The following is a 14658-nucleotide window of genomic DNA, read 5'->3' on the forward strand; positions in this document are numbered from 1 at the left end:
GCAGCGGTGAGCGGCCCCGTCGTGGGCGAACCCTTTCCCGAATGACAGGAAGTGATAAAAGAGCGGAAAATCACTGTCCTATACGGTAAGATAGGGCACTTTGCAGATTACTAAGCGCAATTTTATGCCACAATCATCCCGTTACAGTGACGAACACGTTGAACAACTGCTCTCAGAGCTGGTCAATGTTCTGGAAAAACACCATACCCCCACCGATCTTTCCCTGATGGTGCTGGGCAATATGGTCACTAATTTGATCAACACCAGCGTTGCCCCCGCGCAGCGGAAAACCCTGGCGAGATCGTTCGCGGAAGCCCTGCAGGCTTCTGTCCGTGAAGATAAAGCGCATTAATATTTATTTATGGTGACAAACCGTCAGCGTTATCGTGAAAAAGTCTCCCAGATGATCAGCTGGGGGCACTGGTTCGCCTTATTCAACATCCTGCTCGCCCTTGGGCTGGGCAGCCGCTACCTGTTTGTCACCGACTGGCCCGCTTCCCTGCTGGGCCGGGTCTATGCCCTGGTCAGCCTGCTGGGGCATTTCAGCTTTATCGTGTTCGCCGGCTATTTGCTGGTGATCTTCCCGCTCACCTTCGTGGTGATGTCGCAGCGGCTGCTGCGATTTATTTCCGCCGCGCTGGCCACCGCCGGGCTCACGCTGTTGCTGGTCGACAGCGAGGTGTTCTCCCATTTCCACCTGCACCTCAATCCGGTGGTGTGGGATCTGGTGGTCAACCCGGATCAAAGCGAGCTGTCGCGCGACTGGCAGCTGATGTTTATCTGCGTGCCGGTGATCTTCCTGGTGGAGATGCTGTTCGGCACCTGGAGCTGGCAGAAGCTGCGCAGCCTGAACCGCCGCCGTTTCGGCAAGCCGCTGGCGGCGCTGTTCATCAGCGCCTTTTTCGCCTCGCACCTGATTTACATCTGGGCCGACGCCAACTTCTATCGCCCGATCACCATGCAGCGGGCCAACCTGCCGCTCTCGTACCCGATGACCGCGCGCAAGTTCCTCGAAAAACACGGCCTGCTCGATCAGCAAGAATATGAACGCCGCCTGGTGCAACAGGGCAATCCGGAAGCGGTGGCGGTGGAGTACCCGCTCAGCGATCTCAGCTACGGCGATAAAGGCAGCGGCTATAACCTGCTGATGATCGTGGTGGACGGCATTCGCGCCAAAGACGTGGCGCAGGACATGCCGACGCTGACGCGTTTCGCCCAGGAAAACGTGCGCTTCAGCGATCACTACAGCTCGGGCAACCACGCCGACACCGGGCTGTTCGGCCTGTTCTACGGCATTTCCCCGACCTATCTGGACAGCGTGCTCGCCGGCCGCAAGCCGTCGGCGCTGATCAACGCGCTCGGCGAGCAGGGTTACCAACTGGGGCTGTTCTCGTCCGACGGCTTCAACGCCAGCCTGTACCGTCAGGCCCTGTTGACCGACTTCTCGCTGCCGACGCCGGCGCCGCAAAGCGACGCGCAAACCACGCAGCAATGGCAACGCTGGCTGACGGATCAGGGCGACAAAGAGCCGTGGTTCTCCTATATCAACTTCAGCGGCGCCGAGCCGGCCGAAGGCGCTAAAACTCCGGCGCCGGCCGATTTTATCCAACGCTATCGCACCGGCGCTCAGGACGTGGACAGCCAGATAGCCCAGGTGCTGGACACCCTGAAACAGCGCGGCCTGCTGGATAAAACCGTGGTGGTGATCACCGCCGAGCACGGCGTCGAGTTCAACGACAGCGGCAAAGGCCAATGGGGCGCCGGCACCGCCTTCAACCAGGCGCAGCTGCAGGTGCCGCTGGTGATCCACTGGCCGGGCACGCCGGCGCAGACCATCAACAAGCTGACCGGCCATAACGACGTGATGCGTACCTTGATGCAACGGCTGCTGCACGTGAAAACCGCGCCGAAAGACTATTCGCAGGGCGAAGATCTGTTTACCGCCCAGCGCCGCAACAACTGGATCGCCACCGGCGATGGCAACCAGCTGGTGATCACCACGCCGACGCAGACGCTGATGCTGGACAACAGCGGCAACTATCGCGTCTACGATCAGAACGGCGATGAAATAAAAGACGAGAAACCGCAGCTTGCTCTGTTGTTGCAGGTGCTGACCGATGTAAAACGCTTTATCGCCAACTAACTGCTTAAAACTAAAGCAATCAAGTGGTAAGGCGCTTGCATAAACATCGAGAATCGGTAGTATGATTTTTCATAGCGTCGGCATGTAGCGCAGCCTGGTAGCGCACCGTCATGGGGTGTCGGGGGTCGGAGGTTCGAATCCTCTCATGCCGACCAAATTCAAGAAAACCTGCTGTAACAGCAGGTTTTTTTTCGTCTGTACGTGAGAGGATGAGAATCTCCGAAGGAGGTTTGAGCCGAACGTAGTGAGACCACGTTGCTTTTAGCAACGGCCCGCAGGGCAAGCATCGAAGATGCGCATAATCCTCTCATGCCGACCAAATTCAAGAAAACCTGCTGTAACAGCAGGTTTTTTTTCGTCTGTACGTCGAGAGGATGAGAACGCAGCCGCTGCGCCACTGCCTCCCCCAACGATCATTGCGCGCCTCGCTTTCGCGACGGCCTTTCTCCTTATCAAGCTCAGGCTGAGATTTTGTCTTGTTGGTTTTCGGGCGCTGCGGCGATGAACGCCGGGAGCCGAGTGCAGGCGTCGTAAATCGCTTTACAGCGCGGGTACCCGCTCAGATCGCACCCCATCCGCAGGGCATTCGCCCACTGAGGGATCAGGCAGCAATCCGCCAACGTCGGGCTGTCGCCAACACAGAAGGGCCCTGGCGGCCTCTGGAGCAACAGCTGTTCCACGGCGCTCAGCCCTTGCCGGATCCAATATGCATACCAGCGTTTTTTCTCTTCCTCACTCACCTTCAGCTCTTCACTCAGGTAGCGTAACACCCGTAGGTTATTGACCGGGTGAGTATCGCAAGCGATGACATAAACGATTTCCAGTACCCGGCTGCGCGCCGAATCGGCCGTCGGCAACAGCGGCGACTGGGGGAAATGGCGATCCAGCCAGTCGGTAATCGCCAGCGACTGGCTGAGAGACTCGCCGTCGTCCGTGAGCAGCGTCGGCACCAGCCCGACCGGGTTCATGCGCCGATAAGCCAGCTCATTCTGCTGCCCGATGCGAATATTGACGCCCACCGTCTGGTAATGGATACCTTTCAGCGCCAGCGCAATGCGCACGCGGTAGGACGCAGAGCTATTAAAAAAACTGTACAGCTTCATCATTCACCTCAGAATCAGCCTCAGACAATCTTCACGGCGATAGGGGTAAGCCCCTCTACATTCCCGGTAATCACATCGCCTTTCACCACCGCCCCCACCCCTTCCGGCGTGCCGGTAAAAATCAGATCGCCGGGCTGCAGCTCAAAAAAGCCGGACAGATAGCTGATGGTTTCATTCACCGACCAGATCAGATGACGGATGTCGCTGCGCTGACGATCGCTGCCATTGACCTGCAGCCAAATAGGCGCAGTGTTGACGTCTGCGCTGTCGCCGGCTTTATGCAGTGGCGCGATGGGTGCAGAGAGATCGAACGACTTGCCGATTTCCCATGGGCGCCCCATTTGACGCATGTCCATCTGCCGATCGCGGCGGGTCATGTCCAGGCCCGTGGCATATCCCCAGATATATTCATGCGCCTTTTCCAACGGAATATCGCTCCCCCGTTTGCCAATCGCCACCACCAGTTCGATTTCGTAGTGATAGTTATCCGTTTGCGCCGGATACGGCAGCGCCAGCGTTTCGCCGGCCGCCACCGGCACCACCGCATCGGCAGGCTTGCAGAAGAAGAACGGCGGCTCACGATCCGGATCAAAGCCCATTTCGCGAGCATGGGCGGCATAGTTGCGCCCGACGCAGTAGACACGGTGCACGGGGAACTGTTTATCACTCCCCACGACAGGAACAGTCACGGGGGCTGGCGGTGCAAATACGTATTGCGTCATTTTGTCTCTCCCAAATTAATAACGTGCTTCACGGAACAGCCCCAGGGCTTCCTGAACCGGCCGGTCCGAAAAACTGAATAACACGGTGTCTTCATCCACCTGAAACGACACGTCGAACCAGGTCGGCGCCACAAAGATATCTTTTGCCGAAAAGTGAAGGGTTTCGTTGCCGATGCTGACCTGGCCGCGCCCTTCCACCACGTGGTAGAGGGTGCTGTCCGTGGTGCGCGCATTTCGTGAGGAAAAGCCTTTCGGCAACAGTTGCAGAAAGGCGCCCATCGAGGGCATGGGATAGCCGCCGGTCACCGGATTGACGTAGCGCATCTTGTAGCCGTCCCACTCGTCGGCGTCCCCCATGCGGGTGAGGTCGTACAGCGTTTCGCGGCTGCGATCGTAGCGGTAGTTGAAAATGGGCGATGAGTTGCCTTTCTGATGGCGCAGCGGCAGCATATTGGCCGCATAACGCGGTAAATAGTCCCCCTCCCGGCGCGTCACGGGCTGCTGTTCTTGCGGATAGTCTTCCGCGAAACCGCAGCCCAGCAGATTCACCAGCGGCAAATCCAGCCCGTCCAGCCATACCACCGGCTCAGCGCCGGGATTGCCGTGATCGTGCCAGCGCCACTGCGGCGTCAAAATGAAGTCGCCTTCATGCATTTGCGTTCGTTCGCCGTCAACGGCGGTAAACGCCCCTTTCCCTTCGACGATAAAACGCAACGCGGACTGATTATGGCGATGGCTCGGCGCGATTTCACCCGGCATGATCAACTGCAATCCGGCGTACAGCGTCGGGGTGATGGCGGCTTGTCCGCGCAACATCGGGTTTTCCAGCACCAGCACGCGGCGCACTGCTTCTTTGGCGCCAATCAACTCGCCGCTGGCCAGCAGGTGCGGGCGAATCTCCTGATAGTTCCAGTAAGCCGGGGCGCAGTTTGCATTCGGCGTTGACGGTACCAGATGGTGCAGCGACTCCCACAACGGGGTCAGGTTCTGCCCGGAAATCTGCCGGTAAAACTGCTGGCGGCTGGGGTTAACATCCTGATGGCGTTCAGGCATAGGGATTCTCCTTTTTCATTCACGACGCTGCGCGAGGCAACGTGTCAGGGGCTGGGGCAGACAGACGAACGACAGCCGTCAGCAGCATTAACATCACCGTACTGAGCGCCGCCGGAAGGGCAATAATGAAAAATAGCGTATCGAATGAGAAATTCATCGCCATCATCACGCCGCCGGAAAGCGAGCCGACAATCGCGCCGCAGCGGCCAATGGCATTGGACCAGCTGACGCCCGTCGCCCGGCTTTGCGTCGGATAGAGCGTGGCGGTCAAAGCATTCAGCCCGACCTGCGACCCGCTGATGCCGATGCCAGTGCCGAAGATGGCCAGCGCCATTTGCCACAGGCCGTTCTCGCTCAGGCCAATCATGACGATACACACGGCGCCCAAGGCGTAGCTCACCGCCAACACCCGGAAGGGATTGCATTTGTCCATCAACACGCCCAGCCCCAGCGCGCCCACCGTGCCGCCTATCTGGAAAGCAGCGGTCACCCAGGAGGCATGCCGCAGATCAATACCGCGGTGATTAAGCAGCGTCGGCATCCAGCTGGAGAGCAGGTAGATGATCAGCATGCTCATGAAAAAAACCGCCCAAAGCATGAGGGTGATGCGCAACTGGCGGCCGGCGAACAGCGGGCTGATGCTGCCTTTGGCCGCCGTGGCGGCTTCGTTCAGATAAAAATGGGTCTCTTCATCCCACTCGCCAGTCATGGCGCTGACCGTTTTGGCAATCACCTTTTGCGGCAGTTGGCGGCGAACCTGCCAGCGCGGGGATTCCGGCAGGGCAAACAGCAGCGCCGCAAAGAGCATCAACGGCAAGACGCCGCCGAGCACCAAAATGCCGGACCACCCCACCCTCGGCACCAGTTGGGCGCTGACGATCCCGCCCAGGGCCGAACCGAGCGTGAAACCGCAGAACATCAGCGTGACCAGCGCGCCACGGCGGCGAGCGGGCAGATATTCAGAGGTCATCGTGATGGTGTTCGGCATCGCGCCCCCCAGGCCCAGGCCGGTGAGAAAACGCAAAACGACCAGCGTTTGCAGATCGGGGGAGAAGGCCGAAATCAGGCTCAGCGCGCCAAACAGCGCCACGCAAAGTTCGATAACGCGCTTGCGGCCAAAGCGGTCAGAAAGCGGGCCGCAAAGCAGCGCGCCCGCCGTCAATCCCAGCAACCCCGCGCCAAACAGCGGCGCCAGCTCACCGGCGGACAGTTGCCATTGGGCGCGGATGTCGGGCGCGATGAAACCAATGGCGGCGGTGTCAAAACCATCGAGCATCACCACCAAAAAGCAGCAGAGAATGACGCGCCACTGCGTCTTGCCGATAGGGGCTGCGTCGATCAGTGCTTGTAAATCACGCCGTTGAGTCATAGTGAGCGCCTCGGAGCAGGTAGGGAGATGTCTGTGTTGTTTTAGGTATGTTACGAATTTGTATCTTTAGCGATAAAATGTACAATGGCTTTTCGGGCGGAGACATAACCGGAGGGTTATAGCAAATGGCGAACTGGGCGCAGAAATTGAAGCTGCACCATCTGCAAATGTTGGTGGCATTGGGTGAACAGGGAAATCTGACCCACGTTGCACGGATGATGAACATCTCCCAACCCGCTCTGTCAAAATGGCTGTCGCAGCTCGAAGATGAGATGGGGATCACGCTCTTTGAGCGGCATAGCAAAGGGCTGCGCCCCTCCGAGGGGGGGAAATTGCTGCTTCAGCATGCGCAGCGTTTGATCAATGATCTGGAGCGTTCGCAGTCTGAAATCGCCCGCTTTAAGCAAGGCGGGCTGGTGGGAAGCCTGAAAATCGGCTGCTCGCCGGTGGCGACCGACTGCGTTTCGCAGGCCATATTGAGCCTGCTGCAGGAAATGCCGACGCTGCATCTCAATATTGAGGAAAAGGTGATGACCCCCCTGCTGCACGATCTGCTCGCGGGCGCGGTGGATGTCGTCGTGGGCCGCGTCGGGGGGCGGGCGCTGCAACTGCCGCTCAACTATCAAGTGCTCTACACCGAACCGGTATGCTTCGTTGCCCGCCCTCACCATCCGCTGGCAAAATCCGCCTCCCTCACCTGGCACGATCTCACCCACTGGCGCTGGATAGTCTGGCCGACCGGCACGCCAATCCGCCTCAGCATCGATAATGCGTTGGCAGATAACGGCGTGATGCTGCCTGAAAACACGGTTGAATCGGCATCGATGAACGTCAGCACCAACCTGCTGCAAAGCAGCGACATGATCTCCATTCTTTCACTACGGCTGGCGCAGCGTTATGCCAGCCAGGGGCAACTGGCGATCCTGAACCTGCCGAAGATTGAGCAGAAAGGCAGCGTGGGCGTCTTCTGGCGCAACAGCGAGCCGCCTTTTGCCGCACTGAGCCGCTTTTTGCAGCTGCTGACGCAGGCCAGATAAAAATCGCCTTAACGCGACGGCTCCCTTTTCTGGCAGAACGGGGATTCAGCAGCGGGCTTTACCGCACGCCGCGCAAGAATAAACGCCCCTTGTAAAATTCTGCGCCGCCTCTTGCCAACCCGAGCGCCTCAGGCCAGAATACTGTACATTAAATCAGTGTTTACAGGTGAGTCATGTTTGTAGAATTGGTGTACGACAAACGCAACGTCGCTGGGCTGCCCAACGCCGCCGAGATTATTCGCAGCGAGCTGGAAAAACGCGTGCACGTGTTGTTCCCGGAGGCGGAAGTGCGCGTGAAACCGATGCAGGCCAACGGCCTGAACTCCGACGCCAGCAAAAGCGATCGCGAAAAGCTGAACCGGATGTTGGAAGAGATGTTCGAAGAAGCGGATCAGTGGCTGGTTCTTGATAGTTGATGAATAGTAGCCTGCGTAGAACACCCTACTGGTAGCCAAACCTGAATCTAGTACTATCACGCTTTTTTATAGGAGCAAGGCAGCGTGGCAACATCGTGTCTGCCATCTACTATACTACCCAAGCCTACATCTGAGAAAATAGTGGCTCTCAAAAGTCACGGCTTGCACTACGATGCAATTCTCATAATGCCGCCCACCGACTTTCACTCACATAGTTTGATAATTTCAAGGCCCACGATAAAGCCAAGTAAAACCACAAATTCTAAATGGGTTACATTCGGAATTTGTCAGCTAACCTCCCAACATATCTCATGCTATAATATCAATAATCTAATCAACCCATTGGAATTGTTAATGAAAATTTATTTAGGGGCTTCTCTTTATGCAACCTACTAAAAAGTGGTCACAGGAACTCGAAGGGTTACGCGGCCTGGCATCGCTTTGGGTTGTTTTAGGCCATATCTGCATTTTAACTCGCTTCCGTCCCCCCATTCTTTCTGATCCCGCAGTGGGTGTAGATCTTTTCATCCTGCTTTCTGGCTACCTGATGGCCAAAAATTATGTTGAACGCAAGGAACAAGAACCTTGGACCGATTCGTCGACTTTTAAAAAATTTTGGACTCGGCGATTCTTTCGCATCGCGCCGCTCTACTATGTCTTATTGGTTTTAGCTATCGTATTCGGTAACTACTTTGGTGAGGCCAGGGACATCATCGGCCACTTCTACAGCGAAACGCAAACCAACAGCTCACGTTATAGCGACCATTCATTTTTAAACGTGTTCACACATGTCAGCTTTATGTTTGGCTTCCTACCTGATTTTTCATTCAATACAGTTCTACCCGACTGGAGTATTGGGTTAGAAATGCAGTTCTATTTTCTTTTCCCATTCATCATGTTAACCGTCTTGAGGCTGGGTTTTGCGCGAACATGTCTCACCGCTGTTTTGTTATGTGGACTCGCCAAGTTTCTGGTACCGGACTACTTTGCGGCGTTCCCAATGCCTTCCATGATCCTCATAAAGCTAAACTTATTTATCGCAGGTATGCTGATAGCTGAGTCAATCCGTAGAAAGAGCATTCAATATGCAGGTTTTGCTCTGCTGACTGTATTGGGCAGCGTGTATTTACCAAATGAATTTAATAAATACCATCTGCTTGCTCAGGTAGGTCTGATCTTAATGCTGGTCACGATACTTTGGACTCGGAGTGAAGATAGCAAATGGGCACGCGCGTTGCGCTTGCCACGTTGGTTCCTGACAAACCGCCTCAGCGTATTTATGGGCGATGTCTCATACTCAGTCTATCTACTCCACCTATTGATAGTTCTACCAGTCGTCGCTTATTTGCTCTCAAACACATCGTTTGCCGAGCTTTCTTCAGTAATGCGGTTCATTGTTGCATCAGGGATCATTATCCCGCTCACTTATGGTATCGCAACATTGCTGTATCGCTTTATTGAGAAACCGGGTATCAAGTACGGTAAAATGCTTATCAGTCGCAACAGAGCAAAAGCCGCCGTGCTACCGTAATTGCTATCGATACTCTATAGGCATCCTTAGCTGTTGACCCAGCGCCACCAGGAGAATTCATTCCCGTGGCGCCTTTTCAACAACAGTCATAGTAAAAAAGCCATCTGCTAAGCAGGTGGCTTAAACACTACCTTTCTAGTCCTAGATGCATTCGCTTTACTCTTCCTTGACCTGGTACCGACCATACCATCGAGTTATCTCTTCGTTTGCTCCAGCTATGTCCAGAAAGCCTCCCTTTGACAACAGTGATAACCTCAACAAGTGTGCTTTCTGAGATAAGGAAACTTAGCGAACGGCCTGATGGCTGCATCTGTACTTCGGTGTCCATACGAAACGATACTGACAGCGATAAAACACCCGAGGAGTAGGTTCATATCTGCCGATGCTGCTCAATCCTTGATTTGCTGGTAACAAACCGAGGCAGTAATCAGCATGGGTATTCCACAGGAACGATCATCACCGCCACAGGAGGTGATGTAGCATTGATAACAAAAAGCCCCAGCATCGCTGCTGGGGCCTCTGTCATGGTGCCGGCTACCGGAATCGAACTGGTGACCTACTGATTACAAGTCAGTTGCTCTACCTACTGAGCTAAGCCGGCTGAATTTGGCGGAAGGACAGAGATTCGAACTCTGGGAGCTGTTACACTCGACGGTTTTCAAGACCGTTGCCTTAAACCACTCGGCCATCCTTCCAATGGGCGCTGATATTAGCGATACCGTTATGAAATGTCTATCGTTTTGATGCAAAAAAATCGCATCGGCGGCGCAGTTGCCTAAACTTCAGGCCTTAAACGCTTAAAAAATGAAAAGCCCCGCAAAAGCGAGGCTTTTATGTTCGGCTGAAACGCGATTACTTCGGCTGCGAATCGTAGTCTGAACAGGTTTGATAGCCCTTGTTCATGACATGGCCCGTGTCGTTGTAGCTGACAAAATACGTTTGCACTTTGCCATCACGCGGCGCGACCGCATAGGTGTCGCAAGTGCCCTGCGCATGGATCAGCGTGGCGGACGTCGACGGCGGACCGGCAATCGCCCGCACCTGCTGCTTGGTCATCCCTACTTTGACATCGCTGACCACCGGCTCATTGACATAACTGGTTGCACGGTCATAGGCGGTGCAGCCGGCAAGAATGGAAAATACCGCCGCAGTGCCGACGGCCAAAACCAACTTCTTCGTCATAGCTTGTCCTCTTGGAGTACGTTTGTTGTCCCCTAAGTCTAGAAGTGGAAAGGCTTTTCTACAAACTCCCCTTTGTCGATCGGTGCGCTTTTTCTCGCGATCGGCCGGCGCGGGCGCGACATCGGATTCAAAAGCCGAAATCGCTCAGCGCCGGGACATCGTCCGGGCGCCGACCGAGCGGCCAATGAAAACGCCGATCCTGTTCGCGAATCGGCATGTCGTTGATGCAGGCATGGCGGTTGATCATCAACCCTTCCTGATTGAACTCCCAGTTTTCGTTGCCGAAGCTGCGATACCAGTTGCCGGAATCGTCGCGCCACTCATAGGCGAAACGCACCGCAATGCGCGCGCCGTCAAACGCCCACAATTCCTTAATCAGCCGATACTCCAGCTCTTTCGCCCACTTGCGTTGCAAAAATGCGACCACCGCCGCGCGGCCGTCGACAAACTCCGCGCGATTACGCCAATGGGTATCGAGGGAATAGACCTGCGACACCCGCTCAGGATCGCGGCTGTTCCAGGCATCTTCCGCCAACCGTACTTTTTCGATGGCGGATTCACGGGTAAAAGGCGGCAATGGGGGTTTAATGCTCATGATCATCTCCTGCGTATAGGTAAGTAGACAACTCTGTCTACATCATTACGCCAGCGCATGTAGACAGAGTTGTCTACAATCACTCGAAAATCGCCTGGGAGAAAAATGATGACCACCGATCGCAACACCTTACCCGCCCGTCAGCGCATCCTGCTGACGGCCCACGATCTGTTCTATCAGGAAGGGATCCGCGCCACCGGCATCGATCGCATCATCAAGGAATCAGGCGTCACTAAGGTGACGTTTTATCGCCACTTTCCCAGCAAGAACGATTTGATTACGGCGTTTTTGGCCTATCGCCACCAGCAGTGGCTAACCTGGTTCAGTACAGCGTTGGATCGACATGTGGCGCAGAACAGCGGGTTACTGCCGGCGCTGGCGCCCTGCCTGGCGGAATGGTTCGACGATCCGCGTTTTCGCGGCTGCGCGTTTATCAATACGGCCGTGGAGATCGCCGATCTGCTGCCGGAAAGCCTGCACCTCGCCGGCCGGCATAAGCAACAGATGACGGATGAACTGGCGCGCCACCTGCCCGCAGGCCCGCAGCGGGAACAGCACGCCGCGATATTGGCGATGCTGATCGACGGCGCCATCGTCAGGGTGCAGATTGAGCGCCAGCCGCAGCCGGCGTTGCAGGTGCTGAATGCCGCACTGGCGCTGTTGGCGCAAGGCGGGTTCGATCAGTAATTGGCCCAGATGCCCGGCGTCACCAGTTCCAACAGGTGGGCGTCGGGATCGCGAAAGTAGATGCTCTCGCCACCGTGATCCCAACGCATGCGCCCCTCAATCTCCACGCCGTTGGCCGTCAGATGCCGTTCCCAGTGCGGCAATTGGTCTTTCGCCACCGCCAGCCCGATATGCGCCGGCCCCACACCATCGTGCGCGGGAATAAAGCCGGTCGGATAATGCGCCCCACGCAGCGAATCGCCCTCGACAAACAGCAACAATACGCTCCGATCGCCAACGTTATAGGCGCGGAACCGCTCGTTGGCGACCATCGCCGGCAGCTTCAGCACTTCTCGGTAGAAGGCGGCCGCTCGCTCAATATCGCTGACGTACAGCACCGTTTCGATCACCTTATCGATCTTGAGTTCCATATCATCCCCCTCTTTTTTGTACTGACAGCGTAGGCTTAGAGGAGGAAAACCACGGTGCTTCCCGTGCCGATAGCGGATCAATCCGTGCTTTTTACCGGTTTACAGGCAAAAAAAACGCGGCCCGAAGGCCGCGCGATGACGTTCACACTGAGGTGCTTAGAACTGGTAAACCAGGCCCACGGCAACCACGTTGTCGGTGTTGATCCCGGCAGCGTCGGTGAAGTCGTTGTTGTCCACCAGGTTGATTTTGTAATCAACATAGGTAGACATGTTTTTGTTGAAGAAGTAGGTCGCACCCAGATCGACGAATTTGACCAGGTCTTGATCGCCGTAGTCCTTGCCGTTACCGGCGCGGCCCAGGTCTTTACCTTTGGTCTGGTTATAGCCGACGAACGGACGCAGACCGAAATCGAACTGGTAGTGCGCGTAGGCTTCGAAGCTCTGCGCCTTGTTGGCGTAGCCGTAAACGCTGCTGTCGGAGCTGCCGAAACGCGCCGCGTTGTAGGACTGGGTGAACATCACCGCCAGGTAGACGTCGTTGGCGTCATATTTCAGACCGCCGGAGTAACCTTCGGCCTTGTCGCCGCGGCCCATGATGTTCTGGTGACCGTTAGCGCCGTTCTGCTCGCTGGTGCGGCGAGAGTTAAAGAAGGCGCCCGCCGCGCTGATGCCGTAGCCCATGTCATAGCTCATGGACATACCGTAGCCTTCGCCGTTCTGGCCAAGGACGTCGCGACCGTTGTTGGTCTCTTCGCCATTGCCGTTTTTACCCTGGTACTGCAGGGCGAAGTTCAGGCCGTCAACCAGACCGAAGAAGTCGTTGTTACGGTAGGTCGCCAGGCCGCTGGAACGCTGGAACATGAACTGGTCGGCGCCGTAGGTCATACCGTCGAACTCAGGCTGCAAGTCGGTATACGCCGCGACGTCGTACAGCACGCCGGTATTACGGCCGTAGTCGAAGGAACCGTAGTCGCCGAATTTCAGACCGGCAAAGCCGTAACGGGTGAAGTTCTTGTTGTCCTGGTTTTCAGCGTGGTTCAGGTTAGCCTGATATTCCCACTGGCCGTAGCCGGTCAGCTGATCGCTGATTTGCGTTTCGCCGCGCAGGCCAAAACGCATATAAGACTGGTCACCGTCCACGCCGTTGTTGCTGGAGAAATAGTGAAGACCGTCGACTTTACCGTACAAATCCAGTTTATTACCGTCTTTGTTGTAGATTTCCGCCGCGCCTGCTGTGCCTGCAACCAGCAGTGCGGGTACCATCAGAGAGAGTACTCGAAGTTTCATCGTTATTATCCTCGTTAATTATGTCGAGCTACGGCCACTGCCCTTTTCGAGCATTATTAGCACGACTGTGCATTACCATTCTGGTAACAAGGGTTATATTAATCCAGAAAGAAAATGATACCAAGTATCCGATAGTGTTTCAGCGTGATTAATAAAGGTTTCAAAATGTAAATGCGCGCGAACTTTCACAAAACATTACCGACAAAAAAATAAAGCACTTAAAGACAAAGAATAGATTAATTGATAAAAAATCATGTAGTTATACAAATCTTTAAGAAAAAAAAGCCAACCATACAATTGTGCTGGACAATAAGCACATTGTGCCAAAACGCCGCCTGCACGCAGCCGCTATAATCACCTCGCTATCATCATTATTTTCATTATTACCTTCATTATCCGAAGATAATTTCTGCATACCTTTAACCGGCTTCTGGCCGGTTTTTTATTTCCCTCCACACTGTCCTCACAATTTCAATCCGCACAAATAGCACGCAAATAAATAACCTCGCGATATAGTTTCGCCAATTTACATCCGCACTAATTGCTAATCTTTTCTCTTATTTTGGTCTACAAATTGAATTTGTTTTTCATTTCGTGCTTTATCTCGCCGAATATTGTGCGTCACAGGCAAAATTGGCCGCAGAGTTTCACTTCTGGTAGCCTGAAAAAAAGCTCACCCTCAGCGAGTAAAGTCATGATGCCATTTCACCCAGAGGCGCTATGGCGGCGGCTGCAAGGCTCCCCCTTCCGCGCCCGTTTCCGTTTGAATCCCAAAGACCAGAGCTATCTTGACGACAAAGGCTTGCCGCTGATCCTCAGCCATGCCCGCGACTTTATCGATCGTCGTCTGGCCGCCGCCCACCCCAAAAACGATGGCAAGCAGACGCCGATGCGCGGCCACCCGGCGTTCGTCGCCCAACACGCCACCGCCACCTGCTGCCGAAGCTGCCTGGAAAAATGGCACGGCATACCGCAGGGCATCGCGCTGGACGAGCAGCAAAAAGACTATATTGTCCAGGCGATCGCCCTGTGGCTGGTGCGCCGAGGCGGCGCCAGAGAGGAATCAGGCGCGAATCTTTTCGACCCGGATCGCGGATTGTGATAAAAACTGTCAGTAACTTTC

At 55.3% G+C, this 14658-nt stretch carries 15 protein-coding genes, 3 tRNA genes, 1 other RNA gene and 1 pseudogene; 9 read left to right on the plus strand and 11 right to left on the minus strand.

The genetic code is table 11. From position 1 onward, the window contains the following. The first annotated feature begins 124 nt into the window (after positions 1-124). The 4 genes from ACUTQY_RS04290 (at position 125) to ACUTQY_RS04305 (ending at position 2462) form a co-directional block, all read left to right on the plus strand. Positions 125-352 (plus strand): YejL family protein, encoded by a 228-nt coding sequence (locus tag ACUTQY_RS04290; RefSeq protein ID WP_004935782.1) that lies wholly within the window; start codon positions 125-127, stop codon positions 350-352. Between the two features lie 9 nt (positions 353-361). Continuing rightward, positions 362-2143: an LPS biosynthesis-modulating metalloenzyme YejM gene (gene yejM / locus ACUTQY_RS04295; RefSeq protein ID WP_033643825.1), complete on the plus strand. Its 1782-nt coding sequence runs from the start codon at positions 362-364 to the stop codon at positions 2141-2143. A 78-nt stretch (positions 2144-2221) separates the two neighbouring features. Beyond that, positions 2222-2298 (plus strand) — tRNA-Pro (locus ACUTQY_RS04300). A 33-nt stretch (positions 2299-2331) separates the two neighbouring features. Next, a non-coding RNA gene (locus ACUTQY_RS04305) (RtT sRNA) lies at positions 2332-2462 on the plus strand. A 139-nt stretch (positions 2463-2601) separates the two neighbouring features. Here ACUTQY_RS04305 and maiA read toward each other — a convergent pair. The 4 genes from maiA to mhbT are packed head-to-tail and all read right to left on the minus strand — an operon-like array spanning position 2602 to position 6390. Further along, positions 2602-3246 carry a maleylacetoacetate isomerase gene (gene maiA / locus ACUTQY_RS04310; protein WP_046687529.1) on the minus strand — a complete coding sequence of 215 codons (645 nt, stop codon included), beginning with the start codon at positions 3244-3246 and terminating at the stop codon, positions 2602-2604. A 20-nt stretch (positions 3247-3266) separates the two neighbouring features. Next, positions 3267-3968 (minus strand): fumarylacetoacetate hydrolase family protein, encoded by a 702-nt coding sequence (locus tag ACUTQY_RS04315; protein ID WP_046687530.1) that lies wholly within the window; start codon positions 3966-3968, stop codon positions 3267-3269. 15 nt (positions 3969-3983) lie between these two features. Continuing rightward, complete coding sequence (gtdA, locus tag ACUTQY_RS04320; RefSeq protein ID WP_046687531.1) at positions 3984-5021, minus strand: gentisate 1,2-dioxygenase; 1038 nt, start codon at positions 5019-5021, stop codon at positions 3984-3986. Between the two features lie 19 nt (positions 5022-5040). Beyond that, positions 5041-6390, minus strand: a complete 1350-nt coding sequence (mhbT, locus tag ACUTQY_RS04325; RefSeq protein ID WP_046687532.1) for a 3-hydroxybenzoate transporter MhbT — start codon at positions 6388-6390, stop codon at positions 5041-5043. Between the two features lie 125 nt (positions 6391-6515). On the opposite strand from mhbT, the gene ACUTQY_RS04330 reads away from it, so the two are divergent. The 3 genes from ACUTQY_RS04330 (at position 6516) to ACUTQY_RS04340 (ending at position 9374) form a co-directional block, all read left to right on the plus strand. After that, positions 6516-7427 carry a LysR family transcriptional regulator gene (locus tag ACUTQY_RS04330; RefSeq protein WP_046687533.1) on the plus strand — a complete coding sequence of 304 codons (912 nt, stop codon included), beginning with the start codon at positions 6516-6518 and terminating at the stop codon, positions 7425-7427. Between the two features lie 173 nt (positions 7428-7600). Continuing rightward, positions 7601-7843, plus strand: a complete 243-nt coding sequence (locus ACUTQY_RS04335; protein WP_046687534.1) for a DinI family protein — start codon at positions 7601-7603, stop codon at positions 7841-7843. A gap of 382 nt (positions 7844-8225) precedes the next feature. Then, positions 8226-9374, plus strand: coding sequence for an acyltransferase family protein (locus tag ACUTQY_RS04340; protein ID WP_046687535.1), 1149 nt, complete (start codon positions 8226-8228; stop codon positions 9372-9374). 156 nt (positions 9375-9530) lie between these two features. Here ACUTQY_RS04340 and ACUTQY_RS04345 read toward each other — a convergent pair. The 5 genes and pseudogenes from ACUTQY_RS04345 to ACUTQY_RS04365 form a co-directional block, all read right to left on the minus strand. Beyond that, a pseudogene (locus ACUTQY_RS04345) lies at positions 9531-9758 on the minus strand (hypothetical protein). A gap of 141 nt (positions 9759-9899) precedes the next feature. Further along, positions 9900-9975: transfer RNA gene (locus tag ACUTQY_RS04350), tRNA-Thr, on the minus strand. 6 nt (positions 9976-9981) lie between these two features. Next, a tRNA-Ser gene (locus ACUTQY_RS04355) sits at positions 9982-10069 on the minus strand. Positions 10070-10226: 157 nt separating this feature from the next. Continuing rightward, positions 10227-10556, minus strand: coding sequence for an osmotically-inducible lipoprotein OsmE (gene osmE / locus ACUTQY_RS04360; RefSeq protein ID WP_004935874.1), 330 nt, complete (start codon positions 10554-10556; stop codon positions 10227-10229). A gap of 127 nt (positions 10557-10683) precedes the next feature. Continuing rightward, the gene (locus ACUTQY_RS04365) at positions 10684-11151 is read right to left on the minus strand and encodes a nuclear transport factor 2 family protein (RefSeq protein WP_033643833.1); all 468 of its coding nucleotides are present in this window, start codon (positions 11149-11151) and stop codon (positions 10684-10686) included. Between the two features lie 108 nt (positions 11152-11259). Between ACUTQY_RS04365 and ACUTQY_RS04370 the strand changes: the two genes are divergently transcribed. Beyond that, the gene (locus ACUTQY_RS04370; protein WP_046688521.1) at positions 11260-11838 is read left to right on the plus strand and encodes a TetR/AcrR family transcriptional regulator; all 579 of its coding nucleotides are present in this window, start codon (positions 11260-11262) and stop codon (positions 11836-11838) included. Here the strand turns inward: ACUTQY_RS04370 and ACUTQY_RS04375 are convergent. Both ACUTQY_RS04375 and ompC read right to left on the minus strand, forming a co-directional pair. Continuing rightward, positions 11832-12248, minus strand: a complete 417-nt coding sequence (locus tag ACUTQY_RS04375; protein ID WP_046687537.1) for a VOC family protein — start codon at positions 12246-12248, stop codon at positions 11832-11834. The genes ACUTQY_RS04370 and ACUTQY_RS04375 overlap by 7 nt on opposite strands. Before the next feature lie 156 nt (positions 12249-12404). Beyond that, complete coding sequence (gene ompC / locus ACUTQY_RS04380; RefSeq protein WP_033643836.1) at positions 12405-13535, minus strand: porin OmpC; 1131 nt, start codon at positions 13533-13535, stop codon at positions 12405-12407. Between the two features lie 694 nt (positions 13536-14229). Here ompC and ACUTQY_RS04385 point away from each other — a divergent pair. After that, on the plus strand, positions 14230-14637 hold the full coding sequence (locus ACUTQY_RS04385) for a DUF4186 domain-containing protein (RefSeq protein ID WP_071997810.1): 408 nt from the start codon (positions 14230-14232) through the stop codon (positions 14635-14637). The last annotated feature ends 21 nt before the right edge of the window (positions 14638-14658 follow it).

Source organism: Serratia sp. TSA_130.1 (genome assembly GCF_052691795.1).

Excerpts from the sequence above, each read along its gene's own strand:
- ompC (WP_033643836.1), bottom strand. The coding sequence starts at position 13,535 with ATGAAACTTCGAGTACTCTCTCTGATGGTACCCGCACTGCTGGTTGCA.
- mhbT (WP_046687532.1), bottom strand. The coding sequence starts at position 6,390 with ATGACTCAACGGCGTGATTTACAAGCACTGATCGACGCAGCCCCTATC.
- maiA (WP_046687529.1), bottom strand. The coding sequence starts at position 3,246 with ATGAAGCTGTACAGTTTTTTTAATAGCTCTGCGTCCTACCGCGTGCGC.
- osmE (WP_004935874.1), bottom strand. The coding sequence starts at position 10,556 with ATGACGAAGAAGTTGGTTTTGGCCGTCGGCACTGCGGCGGTATTTTCC.
- ACUTQY_RS04385 (WP_071997810.1), top strand. The coding sequence starts at position 14,230 with ATGATGCCATTTCACCCAGAGGCGCTATGGCGGCGGCTGCAAGGCTCC.
- ACUTQY_RS04375 (WP_046687537.1), bottom strand. The coding sequence starts at position 12,248 with ATGGAACTCAAGATCGATAAGGTGATCGAAACGGTGCTGTACGTCAGC.
- ACUTQY_RS04370 (WP_046688521.1), top strand. The coding sequence starts at position 11,260 with ATGACCACCGATCGCAACACCTTACCCGCCCGTCAGCGCATCCTGCTG.
- ACUTQY_RS04365 (WP_033643833.1), bottom strand. The coding sequence starts at position 11,151 with ATGAGCATTAAACCCCCATTGCCGCCTTTTACCCGTGAATCCGCCATC.
- yejM (WP_033643825.1), top strand. The coding sequence starts at position 362 with ATGGTGACAAACCGTCAGCGTTATCGTGAAAAAGTCTCCCAGATGATC.
- ACUTQY_RS04335 (WP_046687534.1), top strand. The coding sequence starts at position 7,601 with ATGTTTGTAGAATTGGTGTACGACAAACGCAACGTCGCTGGGCTGCCC.
- gtdA (WP_046687531.1), bottom strand. The coding sequence starts at position 5,021 with ATGCCTGAACGCCATCAGGATGTTAACCCCAGCCGCCAGCAGTTTTAC.
- ACUTQY_RS04340 (WP_046687535.1), top strand. The coding sequence starts at position 8,226 with ATGCAACCTACTAAAAAGTGGTCACAGGAACTCGAAGGGTTACGCGGC.
- ACUTQY_RS04315 (WP_046687530.1), bottom strand. The coding sequence starts at position 3,968 with ATGACGCAATACGTATTTGCACCGCCAGCCCCCGTGACTGTTCCTGTC.
- ACUTQY_RS04330 (WP_046687533.1), top strand. The coding sequence starts at position 6,516 with ATGGCGAACTGGGCGCAGAAATTGAAGCTGCACCATCTGCAAATGTTG.
- ACUTQY_RS04290 (WP_004935782.1), top strand. The coding sequence starts at position 125 with ATGCCACAATCATCCCGTTACAGTGACGAACACGTTGAACAACTGCTC.